Annotated in this window: 13 protein-coding genes; 11 read left to right on the plus strand and 2 right to left on the minus strand. The window is 65.7% G+C overall.

What is annotated here, in order from left to right; translation table 11 throughout:
- Positions 1–112 precede the first annotated feature (112 nt).
- From AC07VX_RS23295 to AC07VX_RS23325, 7 genes are all read left to right on the plus strand, one after another.
- A complete protein-coding gene (locus tag AC07VX_RS23295; protein WP_493166994.1) occupies positions 113–910 on the plus strand; it encodes a hypothetical protein in 798 nt (265 codons plus the stop codon).
- Complete coding sequence (locus tag AC07VX_RS23300; RefSeq protein ID WP_493166993.1) at positions 907–2,850, plus strand: UvrD-helicase domain-containing protein; 1,944 nt, start codon at positions 907–909, stop codon at positions 2,848–2,850. The genes AC07VX_RS23295 and AC07VX_RS23300 overlap by 4 nt, the downstream gene beginning before the upstream one ends.
- A gap of 193 nt (positions 2,851–3,043) precedes the next feature.
- Positions 3,044–4,546, plus strand: a complete 1,503-nt coding sequence (locus AC07VX_RS23305) for a TIGR02677 family protein (RefSeq protein ID WP_493166992.1) — start codon at positions 3,044–3,046, stop codon at positions 4,544–4,546.
- Positions 4,543–5,841 (plus strand): TIGR02678 family protein, encoded by a 1,299-nt coding sequence (locus AC07VX_RS23310; protein ID WP_493166991.1) that lies wholly within the window; start codon positions 4,543–4,545, stop codon positions 5,839–5,841. The genes AC07VX_RS23305 and AC07VX_RS23310 overlap by 4 nt, the downstream gene beginning before the upstream one ends.
- On the plus strand, positions 5,834–9,985 hold the full coding sequence (locus tag AC07VX_RS23315) for a TIGR02680 family protein (RefSeq protein WP_493166990.1): 4,152 nt from the start codon (positions 5,834–5,836) through the stop codon (positions 9,983–9,985). Before AC07VX_RS23310 ends, AC07VX_RS23315 begins: the two co-directional genes overlap by 8 nt.
- Positions 9,982–11,232, plus strand: a complete 1,251-nt coding sequence (locus AC07VX_RS23320) for a TIGR02679 family protein (RefSeq protein ID WP_493166989.1) — start codon at positions 9,982–9,984, stop codon at positions 11,230–11,232. The genes AC07VX_RS23315 and AC07VX_RS23320 overlap by 4 nt, the downstream gene beginning before the upstream one ends.
- A 268-nt stretch (positions 11,233–11,500) precedes the next feature.
- A complete protein-coding gene (locus tag AC07VX_RS23325; protein WP_493166988.1) occupies positions 11,501–11,992 on the plus strand; it encodes an MOSC domain-containing protein in 492 nt (163 codons plus the stop codon).
- On the opposite strand, the gene AC07VX_RS23330 is transcribed toward AC07VX_RS23325, so the two are convergent.
- Both AC07VX_RS23330 and AC07VX_RS23335 read right to left on the minus strand, forming a co-directional pair.
- Positions 11,985–13,430 carry an aminotransferase-like domain-containing protein gene (locus tag AC07VX_RS23330; RefSeq protein ID WP_493166987.1) on the minus strand — a complete coding sequence of 482 codons (1,446 nt, stop codon included), beginning with the start codon at positions 13,428–13,430 and terminating at the stop codon, positions 11,985–11,987. The genes AC07VX_RS23325 and AC07VX_RS23330 overlap by 8 nt on opposite strands.
- The gene (locus tag AC07VX_RS23335) at positions 13,430–14,014 is read right to left on the minus strand and encodes a LysE family translocator (RefSeq protein ID WP_493166986.1); all 585 of its coding nucleotides are present in this window, start codon (positions 14,012–14,014) and stop codon (positions 13,430–13,432) included. Before AC07VX_RS23335 ends, AC07VX_RS23330 begins: the two co-directional genes overlap by 1 nt.
- A gap of 96 nt (positions 14,015–14,110) precedes the next feature.
- Here AC07VX_RS23335 and AC07VX_RS23340 point away from each other — a divergent pair, with 96 nt between their 5' ends.
- The 4 genes from AC07VX_RS23340 to AC07VX_RS23355 all read left to right on the plus strand — a co-directional run bounded on the left by AC07VX_RS23340 (position 14,111) and on the right by AC07VX_RS23355 (position 17,037).
- Positions 14,111–14,290, plus strand: a complete 180-nt coding sequence (locus AC07VX_RS23340) for a hypothetical protein (protein ID WP_493166985.1) — start codon at positions 14,111–14,113, stop codon at positions 14,288–14,290.
- A 1-nt stretch (position 14,291) separates the two neighbouring features.
- Positions 14,292–15,512, plus strand: coding sequence for a helix-turn-helix domain-containing protein (locus AC07VX_RS23345; protein ID WP_493166984.1), 1,221 nt, complete (start codon positions 14,292–14,294; stop codon positions 15,510–15,512).
- Positions 15,513–15,538: 26 nt separating this feature from the next.
- Positions 15,539–16,192, plus strand: coding sequence for a Vgb family protein (locus AC07VX_RS23350; protein WP_493166983.1), 654 nt, complete (start codon positions 15,539–15,541; stop codon positions 16,190–16,192).
- Between the two features lie 83 nt (positions 16,193–16,275).
- Positions 16,276–17,037, plus strand: coding sequence for a DUF899 domain-containing protein (locus AC07VX_RS23355; protein WP_493166982.1), 762 nt, complete (start codon positions 16,276–16,278; stop codon positions 17,035–17,037).
- The last annotated feature ends 5 nt before the right edge of the window (positions 17,038–17,042 follow it).

The following is a 17,042-nucleotide window of genomic DNA, read 5'->3' on the forward strand; positions in this document are numbered from 1 at the left end:
AAACAAATTCATTGACCCACAGAGACCAACGGCCGCTGAGAACGACTGCTCAGCCGCATTCATCCCATGCGAATTCGGCATGACGTTATGTCAGATGCGACGAGCGACCTTGATGCAACGCCTGATCAGTGCAGTTGAGTTGGTACCCAATCCGACGTTTCCGCAGCTTTCAAGCGTGACGGTCAAGACGGATGCCGAGGATGCCGCCGCGCAAGGCGCAGGAGCTGGCGGCGCCGTCGACGGAGATAACGAGGATGACGACCTGAAGCCCTTCGAGCTCGAAGACGACGACGAAGCAGAACCGGGCGGCAAGAAGAAGTCCAAGAAGCGTGGCAGCACCTACCATGCGCACGTGGAAGGTGCCGTCACGTCTAACCAAACCCTCATCAGCTGGATCCCGAAGAAGCGGTCGGTGGCCGAACTCTGGGAAGTCACGGCGGAGCAAAAGACGCTGTCGCTGGCCGAGGGTTCCAGCGCTGAGGTTCGGGTGGCCTATCAGACCAAGGTTTCGGTGACGGTGGGTGCGGCGACCTCGCAGCTCTGCGGCCGCACGCTTGAGGAGGCCTTTGGTCTTGAGAACGCCGACTGGTGCCAGGCAGAGGTCAACCGGGCGGTCGGCCTAAAGCTCAGGCGCGCGCCGAGCAGCCCCGAGGAGCTGGCTGAGAAGTTGCACGACAGAGTGGTCGGCAAGAACTTCGACAAGACCCGCTTTGCACTGGAGGTCCTCGCAAGTGGGCCGCTCAATGGCTGGAAGGTTCCCGCGTACATCGCCGAGGGCTTGACCTGGCTCGAAGCCAAAGTGGCCCACGAGCTTGAGGCGGACGCGGCCATCGCCACGGAGGTCGCGACGAGTGAGCCGACTGCAGCCGGTGTTGTCGCTGTCATTGCTGGCGAGGGGCAGACGGCATGAGCAGGCGAGTCGATAGCCCGGACACCGACGCCGATCGCGAGATCCACGCGTGCATTGCCGCGACGCCGCCGCAGCCCTTCGTGGTCCGTGCCGGCGCTGGTTCCGGCAAGACCACCTCCCTCATCAAGGCGCTGGACTGGGTGATGTCGGAGCACGGCACCAGCATGCGGTCGAAGAAACAGAAGGTCGCGTGCATCACGTATACCGACCTCGCCGCCAACGAAATCCTGGCGGACGTCAACGGCGACCCGCTGGTCCATGTCTCGACCATCCATAGCTTCTACTGGTCCATTGCCAAGACGTTTCAGGCCGACATCAAGGTTTGGCTTCAGAACGACATCCGCAGGCGGATCTCCGAGGTGGAAGAAGAGTTCGAGAACTACTGCTCGCGTGTTCGGCAGACCAGGCGCGACAGGAACAAGGCCGACCAGGAGCGCTATGCCCGAAGCCTGGAGGCTGTGGCTAACGTCAAGACTTTCAACTACGGCGTGGGCAGTGACTACGCGAAGGGCATCCTCGGTCACGAGGACATTCTTCAGCTCGCCGACTTCCTGTTGCAAAACCGCCCGCTGTTCCGACGGGTCGTGGCGCTGAACTACCCATTCGTGTTCATCGACGAGAGTCAGGACACGTTCCCGGGGGTGGTGAAGTCCTTCAAGGAAGTGGAGGCTCAGATGCGGGGCAAGTTCTGCCTCGGTTTTTTTGGCGACCCTATGCAGTCGATCTTCATGAGAGGCGCGGGGGACATCCCGCTCGAAGACCATTGGCGGGCCATCACGAAACCGGAGAATTTTCGCTGCGCCAAGCAGATTCTTGACGTCGCCAACGCCGTGCGCGCGCAGGGCGACGGCATGGAGCAAGTCCGCGGGCTGCACGAGCGGGTCGATGGGGACCTCAAGCCGGTGGAAGGCTCAGCCCGGATGTTCGTCCTGCCGAACACGCTGAACCGAACGGAGACCCTGGCAAGAGTCCGGGCGTGGAACGCGGCGACGAACAACGACGGGGGTTGGACGACCCCAGACAACGCGGTCAAGATTCTTGTCATCGTGCACCGCATGGCCGCCAACCGGCTCGGATTCGGCGGCATCTACTCGGCGCTGAACGACAAGACGTCGGAGGCCATGAAGCAGGGGATGCAGGACGGCACCGGTTGGCCCGTTCGACCCTTCCTCAGTTTCGCGCTACCGATCGTTGCAGCCGTGAAGGCCGGCAACGAGTTCGCAGCAATGAACCTGCTCCGAGAGTTCAGCCCGCGCCTGGCGCCTGACGCACTGGTCGGCCGCCGTGCCGCAGATGTGCTGCGACAGCTGCACGCAGCCGTTTTGAGACTTGTCGCCATGCTGGATGAGGCAGGCACCACCGTTGGCGATATTGCTCTCCATCTCCGCGACGCCGGCCTATTCGGGTTCGACGAGCACTATGAGCGTGTACTTGGGTTCGTCGGAGGCATTGGCGATGTTGCTCAAGAGGCCGAGACCGCCGGTGCAGCGCCTACCGAAGGGCGATCATCGGATGGGGCAATGCTCAAGTTCTTCGGGTGCGCTGCACAAGAGCTTCGGCCCTATGAGCGCTATGTCTCAGAAGGCTCCCCCTATGCCACGCAGCACGGCGTGAAGGGCGCCCAGTTCGACCGCGTCATCGTCGTGATGGACGAGGAGGAGAGCGACTACCGAACCTACAACTACGAGCGGGTCTTCGCCAGCGCTGATGCCCGTGCTGCAGATCGTGCACGAGCCCAGGACGGTGACGAAAACACCTGGAGCCGAACGCTGCGATTGCTGTACGTATGCTGCACTCGCGCCCGGCGAGGGTTGGTGCTGACGTTCTTTGTTGCCGACCCGGCGACCATCGTAGAAAACGTCGTGGCGAGTGGGATCCTGCCGCGAAGCGCAGTCTTCAAGCAGGAGGCACTTACTGCGCTGCCGCCAGCTAGCGAATAAGGGGGATCGTTGCTACAGCGGCGGTGCGGCACGCTAGATGCTTTGTGGGCTTAAAGAATTCGATAGGGGTTGCTAGCTCACGCCATGAGCTATCGACAACGTCCTAATTGAGCGCCGATGCGTGTCGGCTTGACGTCCATCCGCACCGTTCGTTTCTCGTCGACTTCGCCGCTACCGCCTGGGAGGAGGTTCCATGAAGGAAGAACACACCAAGCTGTTCAGCCACGTGACGGCTGACAAGGCTCGCATCTATCGAAGTATTTTGGGTGTCTTCGCCTCGGCACGACGTCAGTTCAGGCTTTCTCTGAGGCCGGACGAGATTTTGCTGGAGGGCGCTTGGGGTGATGCTCGACCCACGCCCGAGGAGCTTGCGCTAGCGCTGCAGCAGCTGACGGACTGGGGCAATTTGGAGTCCCAGCCGGATACCACGCGGGTCTCGAACTTGGCCGACTTCTACCGAGCGCGCTTCCTTTATCGACTCTCGTTGGGCGGCGAAGCCGTTGAATCGTCGCTTGAGGTGTTCTCAGAGGCAATGAAGCGCCGCGCCGAACTTCAGTCGGTAGCGCTCGAGGATATCGCGACGCGGCTAAAGGCACTTCATTTCCTCGTCACCGAGGGCCCGCCTGATGTCATCAAGGTCCATGAGGGGCTGCGGGACCTGGTGCACCGGTTCGAGGGATTGGCTGAGAACGCGCAGGCGTTCATGTCGGGAGTTGCTCGCGGAGTCGATCTGCAGCGCGCGGAGGCCACGACCGTGGCACGCTACAAGAAGCAGCTCATCGACTACATCAACCGCTTCCTGGGTGATCTCGTGCGGCGCTCGGAGAGCATCGGCCAGTTGATTGTTGCGCTTGAACCCTTCATGCGATCGCTTCTCTGGGAGGTTGCGCAGCGCGAGGCGACGGATGCGGCACCCGGCAATGAAGCCGATGCCCTGGATGCGACGACTCGGCATTGGCAGACTTGGACCGAGCGCTGGAAGGGACTTCGCGGCTGGTTTCTGAGCACCGGCTACGAGCCCTCCCAATCAGATCACTTGCGAGCGCGGGCAAGGACGGCCATTCCGCAACTGCTCAGCGCGATCGGCGCCGTCAACGACCGGCGCAGTGGGCGTAGCGACAGATCTGCGGACTTCCGCGCCCTGGCCTATTGGTTCGCCGCCTGCGAGAACGACTCCCAGACGCACCGGATGGCGCGCGCGGCTTTTGGGCTTAACCCTGCACGGCACTTCTCGCTGGTTCCGGCCAGCGACGAAACCGTTTCTCCGAACACGTCTTGGGCTAAAGGGCCATCGCTTGCCATTCATCCGCGCTTGCGTGAATACGGCGAGGCCAGTCCTCGCGGTGTACTGCCGCGTGAAAGAGACCGGTCTGAGGAACGCAGAGCCCTCGCCAATCAATTTCGGCAGGAAGCCATGCAGGTCGAAGCTGCTCGGGCGCGTCTGGCAACCGGTCGGGCCGGCAAGTTGTCCGAATTAGGAGTCCTCAACCGCGAAGAGTTCGCGCTCTTTCTTAGCCTGCTGGCGGAGGCACTGTCCGAACAGCGTCGGCCTGACATGGCCGTGGAGCGCCTGACGGGCGATGGACTGCACAAGATCAAGCTGGAACCCCTTGGTGCCAACACGCGGGCCGTCATCGAAACTGAAAACGGTTGGTTCAGCGGTCAAGACCACTTGCTCACGATCTCCGATGCATGAACAAGATGAAGAAGTCTCTGGATAGCCGCAGTATCGGGCGCTTGCAGCAGCACCGGCAGCAAGACGAATTCCGCGCGGCAGTTCGCGCGACATTGATGACCCCCTTGATGTCGTCAATGCATCCTGACTTCGCACTGGTGCGCCGGCATGCCGATGCACTCGGCGATTGGTATATGCGAGAGGCCGGCTGGCCGCTACTCAGCTACCGCGAAGGCGTGCGGCTGCAGAAACGGCCGGGCGATACGGCTGACGACACGCGTGGACTATCGGGTTTCGATCGACGTCGCTACGTTCTGTTCAGCCTCGCCTGCTACGTCCTCGAGAGAGCGGATGTTCAAGTCACGCTCCGTACGCTCGGCGAGCAGCTGCTGGTCGCCGCGGCTGACCCACTGTTGGAAAACAGATCCTTCACGTTCGATCTCAAGTCGCACCATGAGCGCAAGGAGCTGGTGGCCGTCTGTAAGACGCTGCTGGAGTTCGGGGTGCTCTCGAGAGTGGCCGGCGACGAGGAGGCCTTCGTCCAGGTTTCAAGTGGTGAGGGTGATGCGCTCTACGACGTCAACCGTCGGCTGCTGGCCAATGTGCTTGCGTGCGCCCGCGGCCCGTCGACTTGGCCAGAGGATGAGCAGCCTGTGACGTTCGATGACCGGATGGCTGCCTTGTGCGCCGAGTACGCACCAGACAGCGAGGACGGTCGTACGGCTGTTCTGCGGTTTGCGCTGGCACGTCGGTTACTCGACGATCCGGTCGTCTACCTGGACGAGTTGGACGATGCGAGCCTCGCATACTTCACCAATCAACGGGGGGCAATGGCGCGGCGTATCTGCGACGCGACGGGTCTCTCCCCGGAGCAGCGACTCGAAGGGACCGCACTCGTCGACGTCGACGGTCAGCTGACCGACGTCTCTATGCCAGACGAGGGCACCGATGCACACGTGACGCTGCTCGTAGCCGAGTACCTGTGCTCGCTCTTGAAGGCCTCAGAAGCGAACGGCCCTATCGAAGCGCCCACAGCGACCATTGACCAAGTCGAGAGCTTCATTGCCGGTGTGCGTGAGAGGTTCGGGAAGCTCTGGCGTGTGGCCGCGCGACAGGCAGGCTCTGAAGGTGACTTGGCCAAAGAGGCGCTGGACCGGCTCGAACGGCTGCATCTGGTGCGGATCGACGATGGTTCAGTCATTCCGATGCCGGCGATGTTTCGGTTTTCGCTGAAGGATGTCGTAGTGCAGGGGGCAAACTCAAAATCTGGCTCCGCATCCCCTAGTCTTCTGTCTGGTGAGTTTGACCATGATTGATGCTCAAGAGGCGCGGACCGTCGATCTGCCCATGCCAACGACGCGGAGGTGGAAGCCGCTTCGGCTGGGTCTGATCGCGCTGTTCCACTACGACAGTGAAGAGTTCTGGTTCAACGACGGGCATTTGCTTCTGAGAGGCAACAACGGCACGGGCAAGTCCAAGGTTCTCTCTCTGACGATGCCTTTCCTGCTGGATGCGAACTTGAAATCGTCACGCATCGAACCGGACGGCGACGGTGGCAAGAAGATGTCGTGGAACCTCTTGATGGGCAATGCCTATGACCGGCGCATCGGCTACGCCTGGATCGAGTTCGGTTGCCTCACGGCAACTGGCGAGCCTGAGTTCGTAACGCTGGGCGCTGGGATGCTGGCGACTGCGGCCAAACCTCAGCCGGATGCCTGGTATTTCATGCTGGACGGGGGCGCCAACTCGCCGCGCATGAACCGCGATCTTTGGCTGTTGTCGACGGAGCGGCAGGTGCTCAACAAAGAGCGCCTGAAAGGAGCCATCCAAGGCCACGGGCAGATCTATCCAACGGCCACTGCCTATCGCCGGGCCGTCGATGAACGCCTGTTCGGGCTTGGCACGGCTCGCTATGACGCGCTCATCGACACGTTGATCCAGTTGCGTCAGCCCCAACTGTCGAAGAAGCCCGACGAGGCCGCGTTGTCTGCGGCGCTGACTCAGGCACTCCCGCCGATCGCTGACAAGATGCTGGTGGATGTCGCCGATGCCCTCGGAAAGCTCGAGGACGAGCGTCAAACGCTAGAGCAGTACAACGCGCTGTCGGTGGCGGTGCGGCATTTCGAGCAACGCTACCGGGCCTATGCAGCAACGCGGACTCGACGCGAGGCAAGGCTGCTGCGAAAGGCCAATACGGACTTTGACAACGCAAGCAAGGCCCGCAACGATGCCGAGGAGAAGGCCGTCGAGGCAGCGGAAGAGGAGCGGATCGCCATCGCGGACGAGGCGCAGGCCGATCTCGCCCTCGCAGATGCCCGCAAGTCGTGGGAAGTGCTGAAGGAAGACCCTGCCAACGCGGATGCCACGCGCCTTGACCGCGCTCAAGCACAGGTCACGCGCAGCAGGAGTGAACTCGCAGAAGCCGCGAGGGCCGTGGAGCAAGCCAGGAAGAAAGCGGACGCCGCCTCATCGCGGTTTCAGGAGTACTCAAACCGCGTGGACGTGCATGTCAAGAGCGCTGACTTGGCTTCCGGGGAGAGCCTGACGGCGGCCAGTTCAGCGAAGCTCGGGGATGACGTGCTCGAGAACGTGCTTCTCGTGACGGGCGGCGCCCACTTGCACACGCTCGAACCTAGCGCCTACGAGCGAGAGCGAGCCGCGTTGCACGGTGTTGCCACGGAGCGCCGCAAGGGCTTGAGCGTGGTTCGCTCACTGATGGCTGCAGTGGACCGTCAGCGCGCCAACTTCGATGGTCGCCAGCGACGACGCGACGAAGCGCTTGATGACCTCCAGGCAGCCCGTGAGGAGCGCGCTGAGACCGAGGAGAAGTTTGACCAAGAAGGGCGCTCACACGTCGAGTCTTGGAGCGAGCATCTTGGCAAACTGCGTGAGCTTCGCGTCAACCAGGACGACACGTTGACCGCAATCGGCGAGTGGGTACTTAACGTGCCGCCGGAACATCCAGGCCGGCAAGCCCTGGACGCAGCCCATGCCTCGGCCGTAGTCACTTTGTCCGACGACGAGGCGGCGATCAAATCGGAGCGCCAATCCGCCCAGCGTCAGCTCCAAACCTTGCAGACCGAACGCAAAGCGCTGCTGCTCGGAACTGACCCCGAGCCACCGGCACCGACGGCCAGAGATCCACAGGCACGTGCTCAGCGGGACGGATCACCGTTCTGGAAACTGGTCGACTTTGCAGAGGGGCTACCCGTTGAGAAGCGGGCACCGCTGGAAGCGGCGCTAGAGGCTTCGGGAATTCTGGATGCCTGGGTATCTCCGAACGGGGAACTGGTAGCGGCAGATGGCGAGATGGCGGTGCTTGACACGACGTTGGTGGCTCGAGCTCCCAAAGTGAGCTCACTGGCGCATTGGCTGGTGCCTGTTTCCGTCGAGGGTCAAACCACTTCGGCCGCCGTTGTGCAACGCTTGCTCCAAGGCATCGCCTGCGATGAGGCTGACTCCGGAGACGAAGCGTGGGTCGGTCTTAACGGGCGCTATCGAATTGGCCCGGTTTCCGGGGCTTGGCACAAGTCCGAGGCCTCCTATATCGGCGCCACGTCCAGAGCGCTGGCGCGGGCACGCCGGATCGCGGAGATCGACGCTTTGCTGGACGAGCTTGACCAGACGATAGCCTCATTGGAGGCACGCATCGAGGCGATTACCGCTCGCAAGGATGCCGCGCGCTCTGAGTTGCAGTCCGCGCCCTCCGAGTCGCTGGTTCGGTCCTGGCATCACAAGTGCGTTGCGGTGATTGAAAGCGAGAGACGTGCCGCCGTCCGGCTCGACCAAACCGAGCGCGAACTCGCCGAAGCCAAGGAACACCTTGATGCGGCCATCAACAAGCTGGAATTGGATGCTGCTGACTTGTGCTTGCCCACTAAGGCGGAAGCCCTGGTGGCCATCGAGGAAGCATTGCTGACCTACGAAGCCAAGTTGACAAAGTTCCTTGACGCTGCCCAAGCGCTGAGGACGCTTCGACCGGAGCTTGCGCTGCAGGAGCAGCGACGCGACGAGGCCCAGGCAGCGCTCGAAGAGGCGTCTGGAAAGGAGTTTCAGCGGCAAGAAGAATTGACCATCGCTGACGCGGAGCTTCGAACGCTGGAGTCGACCGTTGGATTGAAGGTTAAGGAGTTGATGGCTGAACTCGAACGCCTGAGGCTGCTGGTCGGGCAGTGCGAGGAAACGCAAGACAGCGCACGTGATGCCAATAAGCGAGCTGGCGAGAAGAGAGCCATCGCAGCCCAGCACTTCGAAAACAGGCAGGCGGAACTGAACGCGCAGACGACAACACGTGCGACCGTGGTGTCCCAGCTGCAGCAGTTTGCGGTCAGCGGCATCTTGGCTGCCGGAGCGCCCGAGATTGCGGTACCGGAATCTGTCGCCCCCTGGACTGTCGAGCCGGCGCTGACCCTGGCGCGGCGACTCGAGCAGGCGCTCGCGCACGTCAACGATAGCGACGATGCCTGGCACAAGGTACAGAAGCACATCAACGATGACCTGAGCGCTTTGCAGACCGCGCTGTCTGGCTTGGGGTACCAATGCACAGGCGAGCAGACCGACTTCGGCCTGGTCGTTCGTGTGGTCTATCAAAACAAGTCCGAGCAGCCCGGCCGCCTGGTCAAGTTGCTCGAACGCGAGATCGCTGACCGCAGCGAGCTCCTAACCAACAAAGAAAAAGAAATCCTCGAAGGCCATCTTCAGGCGGAGATCGCTGCCGAGGTGCAGCGCTTGCTCAAGATGGCGGACGACCACGTAAGCGCAATCAACGAGGAACTGAAGAAGCGACCGACATCGACTGGCGTGAAGTTCAGATTGCTCTGGGAGCCGTTGTCTGAGGCGGAAGGCGCCCCCTTGGGGCTGACCGAAGCCCGCAAGCGTCTCTTGAACAAATCCTCTGACCTATGGTCGACGGAGGACCGAGAGGTCGTCGGTCGAATGCTGCAGGAGCGCATCAAGGCGGAACGAGAGCTGGCTGAGTCAGGTGCTCAGGCGAGCACCTCGCTCAGCGACCAGCTGGCTCGCGCCCTTGACTACCGCAAGTGGCATCGCTTCAAGGTCGAGCGCTGGCAGGCCAATCAGTGGAAGAAGTTGTCCGGGCCGGCTTCAAGCGGCGAGCGCGCTCTGGGTCTGACGGTGCCACTCTTTGCCGCCGTCGCGAGCTTCTACGGCCGCGCGGAGGGCGCGACGGCTCCCAGGCTCATGCTGCTAGATGAGGCATTTGCCGGCATTGACGACGCCGCTCGGGCGCACTGCATGGCCCTGATCCGCGAGTTCGATCTGGACTTCATCATCACCAGCGAGCGCGAATGGGCCTGCTATGCAGAATTGCCCGGCGTATCCATCTGCCAGCTCCAGCGCAGGGACGATGTAGACGCTGTCTTCGTCTCGCGCTGGACCTGGGACGGGAAGGCCAAGAAACAGCAGCCCGACCCTGACAACCGTTTCCCAGCGCGTCCATGACCGCCGACTCTCGCCTCCATCGTTTGCTTGGTTCGCCAGATCTGGCTCTACTGCGTCAGCGACTGAGGCGTCGTCTCGAGGACGAGGGCAACTTGCCAAGGCGGGTGCGTTTGCTCAATCTGGTACCACACGAGCGAACGGCGCTGGCAGCGCTGACAGGCGCGGCCACGCGTGCTACGAACTCTTTCACGCTCGATGTGCCTACGGTGGACGCGATGCTCGTCGAAGCGGGCTTGGCGAACTCGTTGCGAGACGCGCTAGAGAAGCTCGACGGGCAGATAGTCAATCGCGCAGCGCTCGCAGACGAGCAGCGCGCTGGCTGGGCTGCGGTCTTCGAGGGCGTCAGCAACCATTCTCTGTCGTCATGGCTGGCGAGCGCGCTGAACCGGGGGCTTGTGAAGCGTCATTCGGGGACGCGAAGCCAGGTCGCCGCTCAACTTCTGAGCCGCGTCGAGCTGGTTCTCAAATTCCTTCCGGCCAGCGGGATGACACGCTCGCAATTAGCTGCGGCGGTCTTGGGTGACGCTCACGCGCTGGACCCCGGGCGGCCTGAGTCCTCGATTGTCCTAGCCGTTCTCCGCCACGCACGCCGCGCCAGCGACGAGGAACAGGACATCGAAGAAGATCGTCGCGAGACATGGGCGACAGCGGGTGTACTGGTCAACGAACTGGCACGGCCGGCACTGTTTCTGAACTTGCCGGTGGTTCCAAGCGATCAAAGTGCGGGGCGGCACCAGCTCGGACCGCTCGGCGAACCCGATTTCATTTCACTTCGCTGGCTGTTGCGGTCGACGCCAGCGTGGAACGTGGCAGAGCGAGACGTCTTCGTCTGCGAGAACCCCAACATCGTGGCGATCGCAGCCGATCAGCTGGGACACGATTGTGCGCCGTTGGTTTGCACGGACGGAATGCCTAGTGCCGCCCAGCGCACGCTGCTGTCCCAGTTGGCCGCAGCGGGTGCACGCCTTTGGTACCACGGAGACTTTGATTGGCCCGGTATCGGGATAGCCAACCTAGTTATCCGTGAACACTCGGCGCGGCCATGGCGGATGAGTGCTGACGACTATGTGAGCGCCGCCGCGACTGTGACGACGCCGGTGTCTTTGGCCGGCGCCATGGTCGCAGCAAGCTGGGATGATGACCTGTCGGCACAGATGATGGCGCTCGATGTCAGGGTAGCCGAGGAAGCAATTGCTGATCGCATGCTCATTGATCTTGGGGGTGGAGCGCTGCCTGCGTCGCCGTAGCTGCAGCGTCTCTTGGCCTGGGCGGGTTGCAAAAATATGGCTCAGTCCCTGAATGCAAGCGGCCAACGTTTGCTCTACCTGGCCGTCAGACTGCGGCGGGCTCGTTCGAAACATTGACATTGGCCTCAGCCGCCATGCGAATCGAACGGCATCCAAAGTTCAATACTTTGCAGCTCCATATTTCCTGGAAGTCGACTTCGCTTTCATAGGCGACGGAGTTCGAAACTTTGTTGTCAGCTCCCTATTGTTCGTGCGCTAAGGTGGCTGCATGAAGACCCTGCGCGATCTCATGACGCCGCCGGCCCATGTCCAGGGCCGTGTCGAGACCATCGTCGTGCGTGCCGCGCCGCGCGACCGGGCGCGCTGCATCGAGCAGACGATGGCGTTGGCCGGCATCGGCCTGGCCGACGACCGCCTGGGCCGGCGAGGCGAGGCCGAGCTGTCGACGCGCCAGCTCACGCTGATCCAGCAGGAGCACCTGCCGCTGATCGCGGCGTTCTCACGCAGCGGCCCGCTGGACCCTGCAGACCTGCGCCGCAACCTCGTCATCTCCGGCATCAACCTGCTGGCGCTGAAGCATGCCAAGCTGCGCGTCGGCGCGGCGCTGATCGAGATCGTCGGCCCCTGTGCGCCCTGCTCGCGCATGGAAGAGGTCATCGGCCCGGGCGGCTACGCCGCGATGCGCGGGCATGGCGGCATGACGGCGCGCATCCTCGAGGGCGGTGCCATCCGCCTCGGCGACACCGTGAGCGTCAGCTGACGCGGCTGCGCGCCCGCTCGACGATGCGCTGTGCGGTGGTCGCCGCGCCGAGTTGCTCGCGCAGGAACTCCGCCACCCGCGGCTCCTGGCTGAAGGCGGCGTTGAAGCGCAGGTGCGGGTCGCGTGCGCCGTCGGCCGCGAAGGTGGCGCCGCGCACCAGCAGGATGCCGCTGCGAAAGGCCTCGCGCACGACGCCGTCCACGTCCACGCCGGCAGGCAGCGCCCCCCACAGGAAGAGGCCACCCTCGCCCGGGTGCTCCAGCAGCACGCCGGCCTGGCGCAGCTGCTGCGTGGCCGCCGCGCGCGCCACGGCCAGGCGCTGCTGCAGCCGGTCCAGGTGCTTGCGCCAGCGGCCGGCGGCCAGCACCTCCAGCAGCACGAACTCGTTCAGGGCCGAAGTCGTCAGCACCGATAGGATCTTCTCGCGCAGCAGCGCCTTGATCAGCGCCGGCTCGGCGGCCATGTAGCCCAGGCGCAGGGCCGGGCTCATGGCCTTGGCGAAGCTGGAGTAGTAGATGACGCGGTCCAGCCCCGACAGCTGTGCCAGCCGTGTCGGCGCGCCGGGGTGGAAATGGCCTTGCACGTCGTCCTCGGCGATCAGCAGGTCGTGGCGCTGCGCCAGCATCAGCACGCGGTGCAGGTTGGCCGCCGTGCTGCCCCAGCCGGTCGGGTTGTGCAGCACGCTCTGGAGGAAGAGCAGGCGCGGGCGGTGGCGCGCGCAGGCCGCGTCCAGCGCGTCGAGGTCGATGCCGTCGGGTCGGCGCGGCACTGGCATGACGTTCGCGCCAGCCTGGCGCAGCCGGTCGAACAGCAGGAAATAACCCGGCGTTTCGACGGCGACCGAATCGCCGGGCCTCAGCAGGGCGCGGCAGATCAGGTCGATGGCCTGGGTGCCGCCGTAGGTCGTCAGCACGCGGTTGGCGTCCACGGCCAGGCCTTGGCTGCGAAGCAGCATTGCGATGCGCTCGCGCAGCTCCGGCAGGCCCTGAGGCGGGCAGCGCGAGGCCATGCCAGCGCTGGCGCGTGCCAGGCCGCGCTGCACGGCGGCGGCGGGGATGGCGTCTTCCAGCCATGCGGCCGGCAGCGCGCCGCTGCTGGCCAGCAGCACGCCGGCCTTCTGGTCGTTGGCCTGCTGGGCCAGCCAGACGGCCTCCTGCTCCTCGCCGGCCTCCACGCGCGCCGCGTCGGGCAGCGCATCGGCCGGTCCGTCGGTGACGAAGAAGCCGGCCGTGCCGCGCGAGTCGACGAGGCCGGCGGCGACCAGCCGGTCGTAGGCGACGACGACGGTATTGGGGCTCACGCCCAGCCGCGCGGCGAGCTGGCGGATGGAATTGAGCCGCGCGCCGGGGGGCAGCTGGTGCGTGGCGATGAGGCCGTGCAGGCGCTGCTCGATCTGGTCGGCCAGCGGGAGGGAGGAATCGCGGTCCAACGAAAACATCAGCGCAGCAGCATCAAGGCGAGCACGACCAGGGAGATGGCCATGATGGCATTGAAGACCCGCCGCCGCGCCGGGTTGGACAGGAAGCGGCCGATGCCGGTGCCGAACAGGGCCCACATCGAGATGCAGGGGAATCCGACGATGGCGCCCAGCCCGCTGACCAGCAACGCCCCCGCCACCAGGCCCAGCTGCGTGGGCATGAAGACCGAGGCCACCGTCACCGCGCGTATCCAGCTCTTCGGGTTGACGAGCTGGAACAGCGCAGCCCGCGCGAACCCCAGCTCCTCGGGCGGACGATCCTGGGCCGCCGGGCTGCCGGCCAGGCGCCAGGCCAGCACCAGCATGTAGAGGGTGCCGGCCAGCTTGAGCGCCACGTGCAGGGTCGGCCAGGCCACGAAGAGGGCCCCCAGGCCCATGCAGCTCGCAAGCGTCAGCGTGGCCACGCCGCTCACCATGCCGAGGATGGCCGGCAGCGTGCGCCGGTAGCCGTGGTGGGCGCCGCTGGCCACCAGCATCATGTTGTTGGGGCCGGGCGTGCCGGACATCAGCGCGCAGTAGCTCAGGAAGGGCAGCATCTCGTTCATGCGGCCATTGCAGCGCCCGGCGCGCGCCGCGTGAAGCTACAGCGGGCAGCGCCGCGCACTGCGCTGTATCAGCGCGGCGACCGACACAATCAAGCCATGACCCCTCTGATCCGGACCGCCTTGCTGGCTGCGGTCGCCCTCGTGCAGACGGCCCGGGCCGCCCAGGCCGGCAGACACCCGGTGGGCGCGCCGATCGACCTGGCCCAGGACGGGCAGGGGCGGCTGTGGATCACCGAAGACCGCAACGGCAGCCTGCTGCTGGCGCCGGTGCGCTGACGTGGACTCGCTGATCTCCGCCGCCGCCCGCGCGCTGGCCGCGGGCGATGCGCTGGCCGCGCTCAAGCGCGTGGCCCTGCGCGAGGACCCACCCGCCCTGGCCCTGCGCGGCATCGCGATGGCCCAGCTCGGCGAGTTGGCCCGCGCCCGCGAGCTGCTGCGCGGCGCCGTGGCCGGCTTTGGCGTGCGCGAGGCCACGGCGCGGGCGCGCTGCGTCGTCGCCGAGGCCGAGGTGGCGCTGGCCCTGCGTGACTTCAGCGCCGCCCCCCGCACGCTCGAAGCCGCGATGGCCGTGCTGCAGGCCCACGGCGACGCGGCCAACGCATTGCAGGCGCGGCTGATCGCGGCACGGCGCTGGCTGCTGCTCGGCCGGCTGGATGCGGCGGCCGAGCTGCTCGCGCCCGTCGACCTCGCCGCGCTGCCGCCTCTGCCCGCGGCCGTCGCCGCCCTGGCCCGCGTGGAGCTGGCCTTGCGCTCGCTGTGGCTGGACGAGGCCCGGCAGGCCCTGGGCCAGGCGCAGCAGGCGGCGGCCCGCGCCGGCGTGCCGGCCCTGCAGACCGAGATCGCCGAGGCCGGCGCCGCGCTCGACCACACCGCCGCACGCCTGCTGCGCGACGGCGCCTGGCAGCCGCTGCGCCTGCACGAAGTGGCCGCGCTGATGGACTCGGGTGCCCTCGTCGTCGACGCCTGCCGGCATGGGCTACGCGCTGGCGGGTGGCAGCTGCCGCTGGCGCGCCGGCCCGTGCTCTTCACGCTGCTGCGCGCGCTGGCCGAGGCCTGGCCGGGTGATGCGGAGCGCGACGTGCTGATCGCCCGCACCTTCCGGCTGCGCGAGTCCGACGAGACGCACCGCGCGCGGCTGCGGGTCGAGATGGGCCGGCTGCGCAAGCTCGTCGCGCCGGTGGCGGGCATCGAGGCCACGGCACGCGGCTTTGCGCTGCGGCCGTTGCACGAGCGCCGCGTGGCCGTGCTCGCGCCGCCGGTCGAAGGCGAGGCCGGCGAGCTGATGGCCCTGCTGGCCGACGGCGCGGCCTGGTCCACCTCGGCGCTGGCCCTGGCCCTGGGCGACAGCCAGCGCACCGTGCAGCGCGCGCTGGCCGAGCTGGAGGCGGCGGGCCGCGTGCGCGCCGTGGGCCAGACGCGCACGCGGCGCTGGCTGGCGCCGCCACTGACAGGATTCACGACGATCTTGTTACTCCCCGCCGCGCTGCCGCTTGGCTAAGGTTGCGACATCGCCAGGAGCAAGCCATGAGCATCGATACCCAGCCCGCCGAGATCGTGCGCGAATACGGCCCCTTCGAGGGCACGGACCGCGTCGCCGGAGTCACCCATGACGGCCGCCAGGTCTGGGCCGCCACCGGCAACGCCCTCGTCGCCTTCGACCCCGCCAGCGGCGCGGCCACGCAGCGCATCGCCCGGCCCTGCGACGCCGGCACCGCCTTCGACGGCCGCTACCTCTACCAGCTCGCCGAGGCCCGCATCGACAAGATCGACCCGGCCAGCGGCGAGGTCGTCGCGTCCATCCCGGCGCCCGGCCAGGGCGGCGACTCGGGCATGGCCTGGGCCGAGGGCAGCCTGTGGGTGGGCCAGCACCGCAGCCGCAAGATCCACCAGATCGACCCCGCCACCGGCGCCATTCGGCGCACCATCGAATCCAACCGCTTCGTGACCGGCGTGACCTGGGTCGACGGCGAGCTCTGGCACGGCACCTGGGAAGACGATGCAAGCGAGATCCGCCGCATCGACCCCACGGACGGCACGGTGCTCCAAAGCCTGCAGATGCCGGCGGGCACCAACGTCAGCGGCCTGGAGTCTGACGGCGCCGCCCTGTTCTACGCTGGCGGCGGCGGTACCGGCAAGGTCAGAGCCGTGCGCCGCCCCAAGCGCCAGGCCACGGCCTGATTTCTCCCTGAGCAGACCCCCACCCGGCCCCGGGTGGAGCCGCTGCATTGCCCGTTCCCTTCCTCACTCCACGGAGTCTCTCGATGAACGCACCGACTACACCCCACCCCATCGTCACCCGCGACCGCTGGATCGCCGAACGCAAGAACCTGCTCGCCCGCGAGAAGGAGCTGACCCAGCTGCGCGACCGCATCGCCGAAGAGCGCCGTGCCCTGCCCTGGACGCGGCTGGCGCAGGACTATGTGTTCGACACGCCCGCCGGCCCGCGTCGATTGACCGAGCTCTTCCAGGGCCGCCGCCAGCTACTGGTGCAGCACTTCATGTTCGGCCCCGGCTGGGAGCAGGGCTGCAAGAGCTGCTCCTTCATGGCCGACCATCTGGACGGCATGGCGCCGCACCTGGCCCAGCGCGACATCACGCTGCTGGCCGTCTCGCGCGCGCCGCTCTCCAACATCGAGGCCTTCAAGCGCCGCATGGGCTGGCAGTTCGCCTGGGCCTCGTCCCACGGCAACGACTTCAACCGCGACTTCCACGTCAGCTTCCGGCCCGAAGACCGCGTCGACGGCGAGGTGTTCTACAACTTCCACATGACGCCCTTCCCGCAGGAGGAGGCGCCTGGCATCAGCATCTTCTGCAAGGACGAGGCGGGCGACGTCTTCCACACCTACTCCACCTTCGGCCGCGGCGTGGAAGTGATGATGGGCACGTACCACCTGATCGACCTGACGCCGCGGGGCCGGGACGAGGCGGGCCTGGGCTACACGATGGAGTGGGTGCGCCACCACGACCGCTACGAGGCCACCGCACCCGCGCCGGCCTCCTGCTGCGGCAGCCAGAAGGCCTGAGCCTC

It is taken from the genome of Roseateles sp. GW821-FHT03B02, assembly GCF_059421025.1.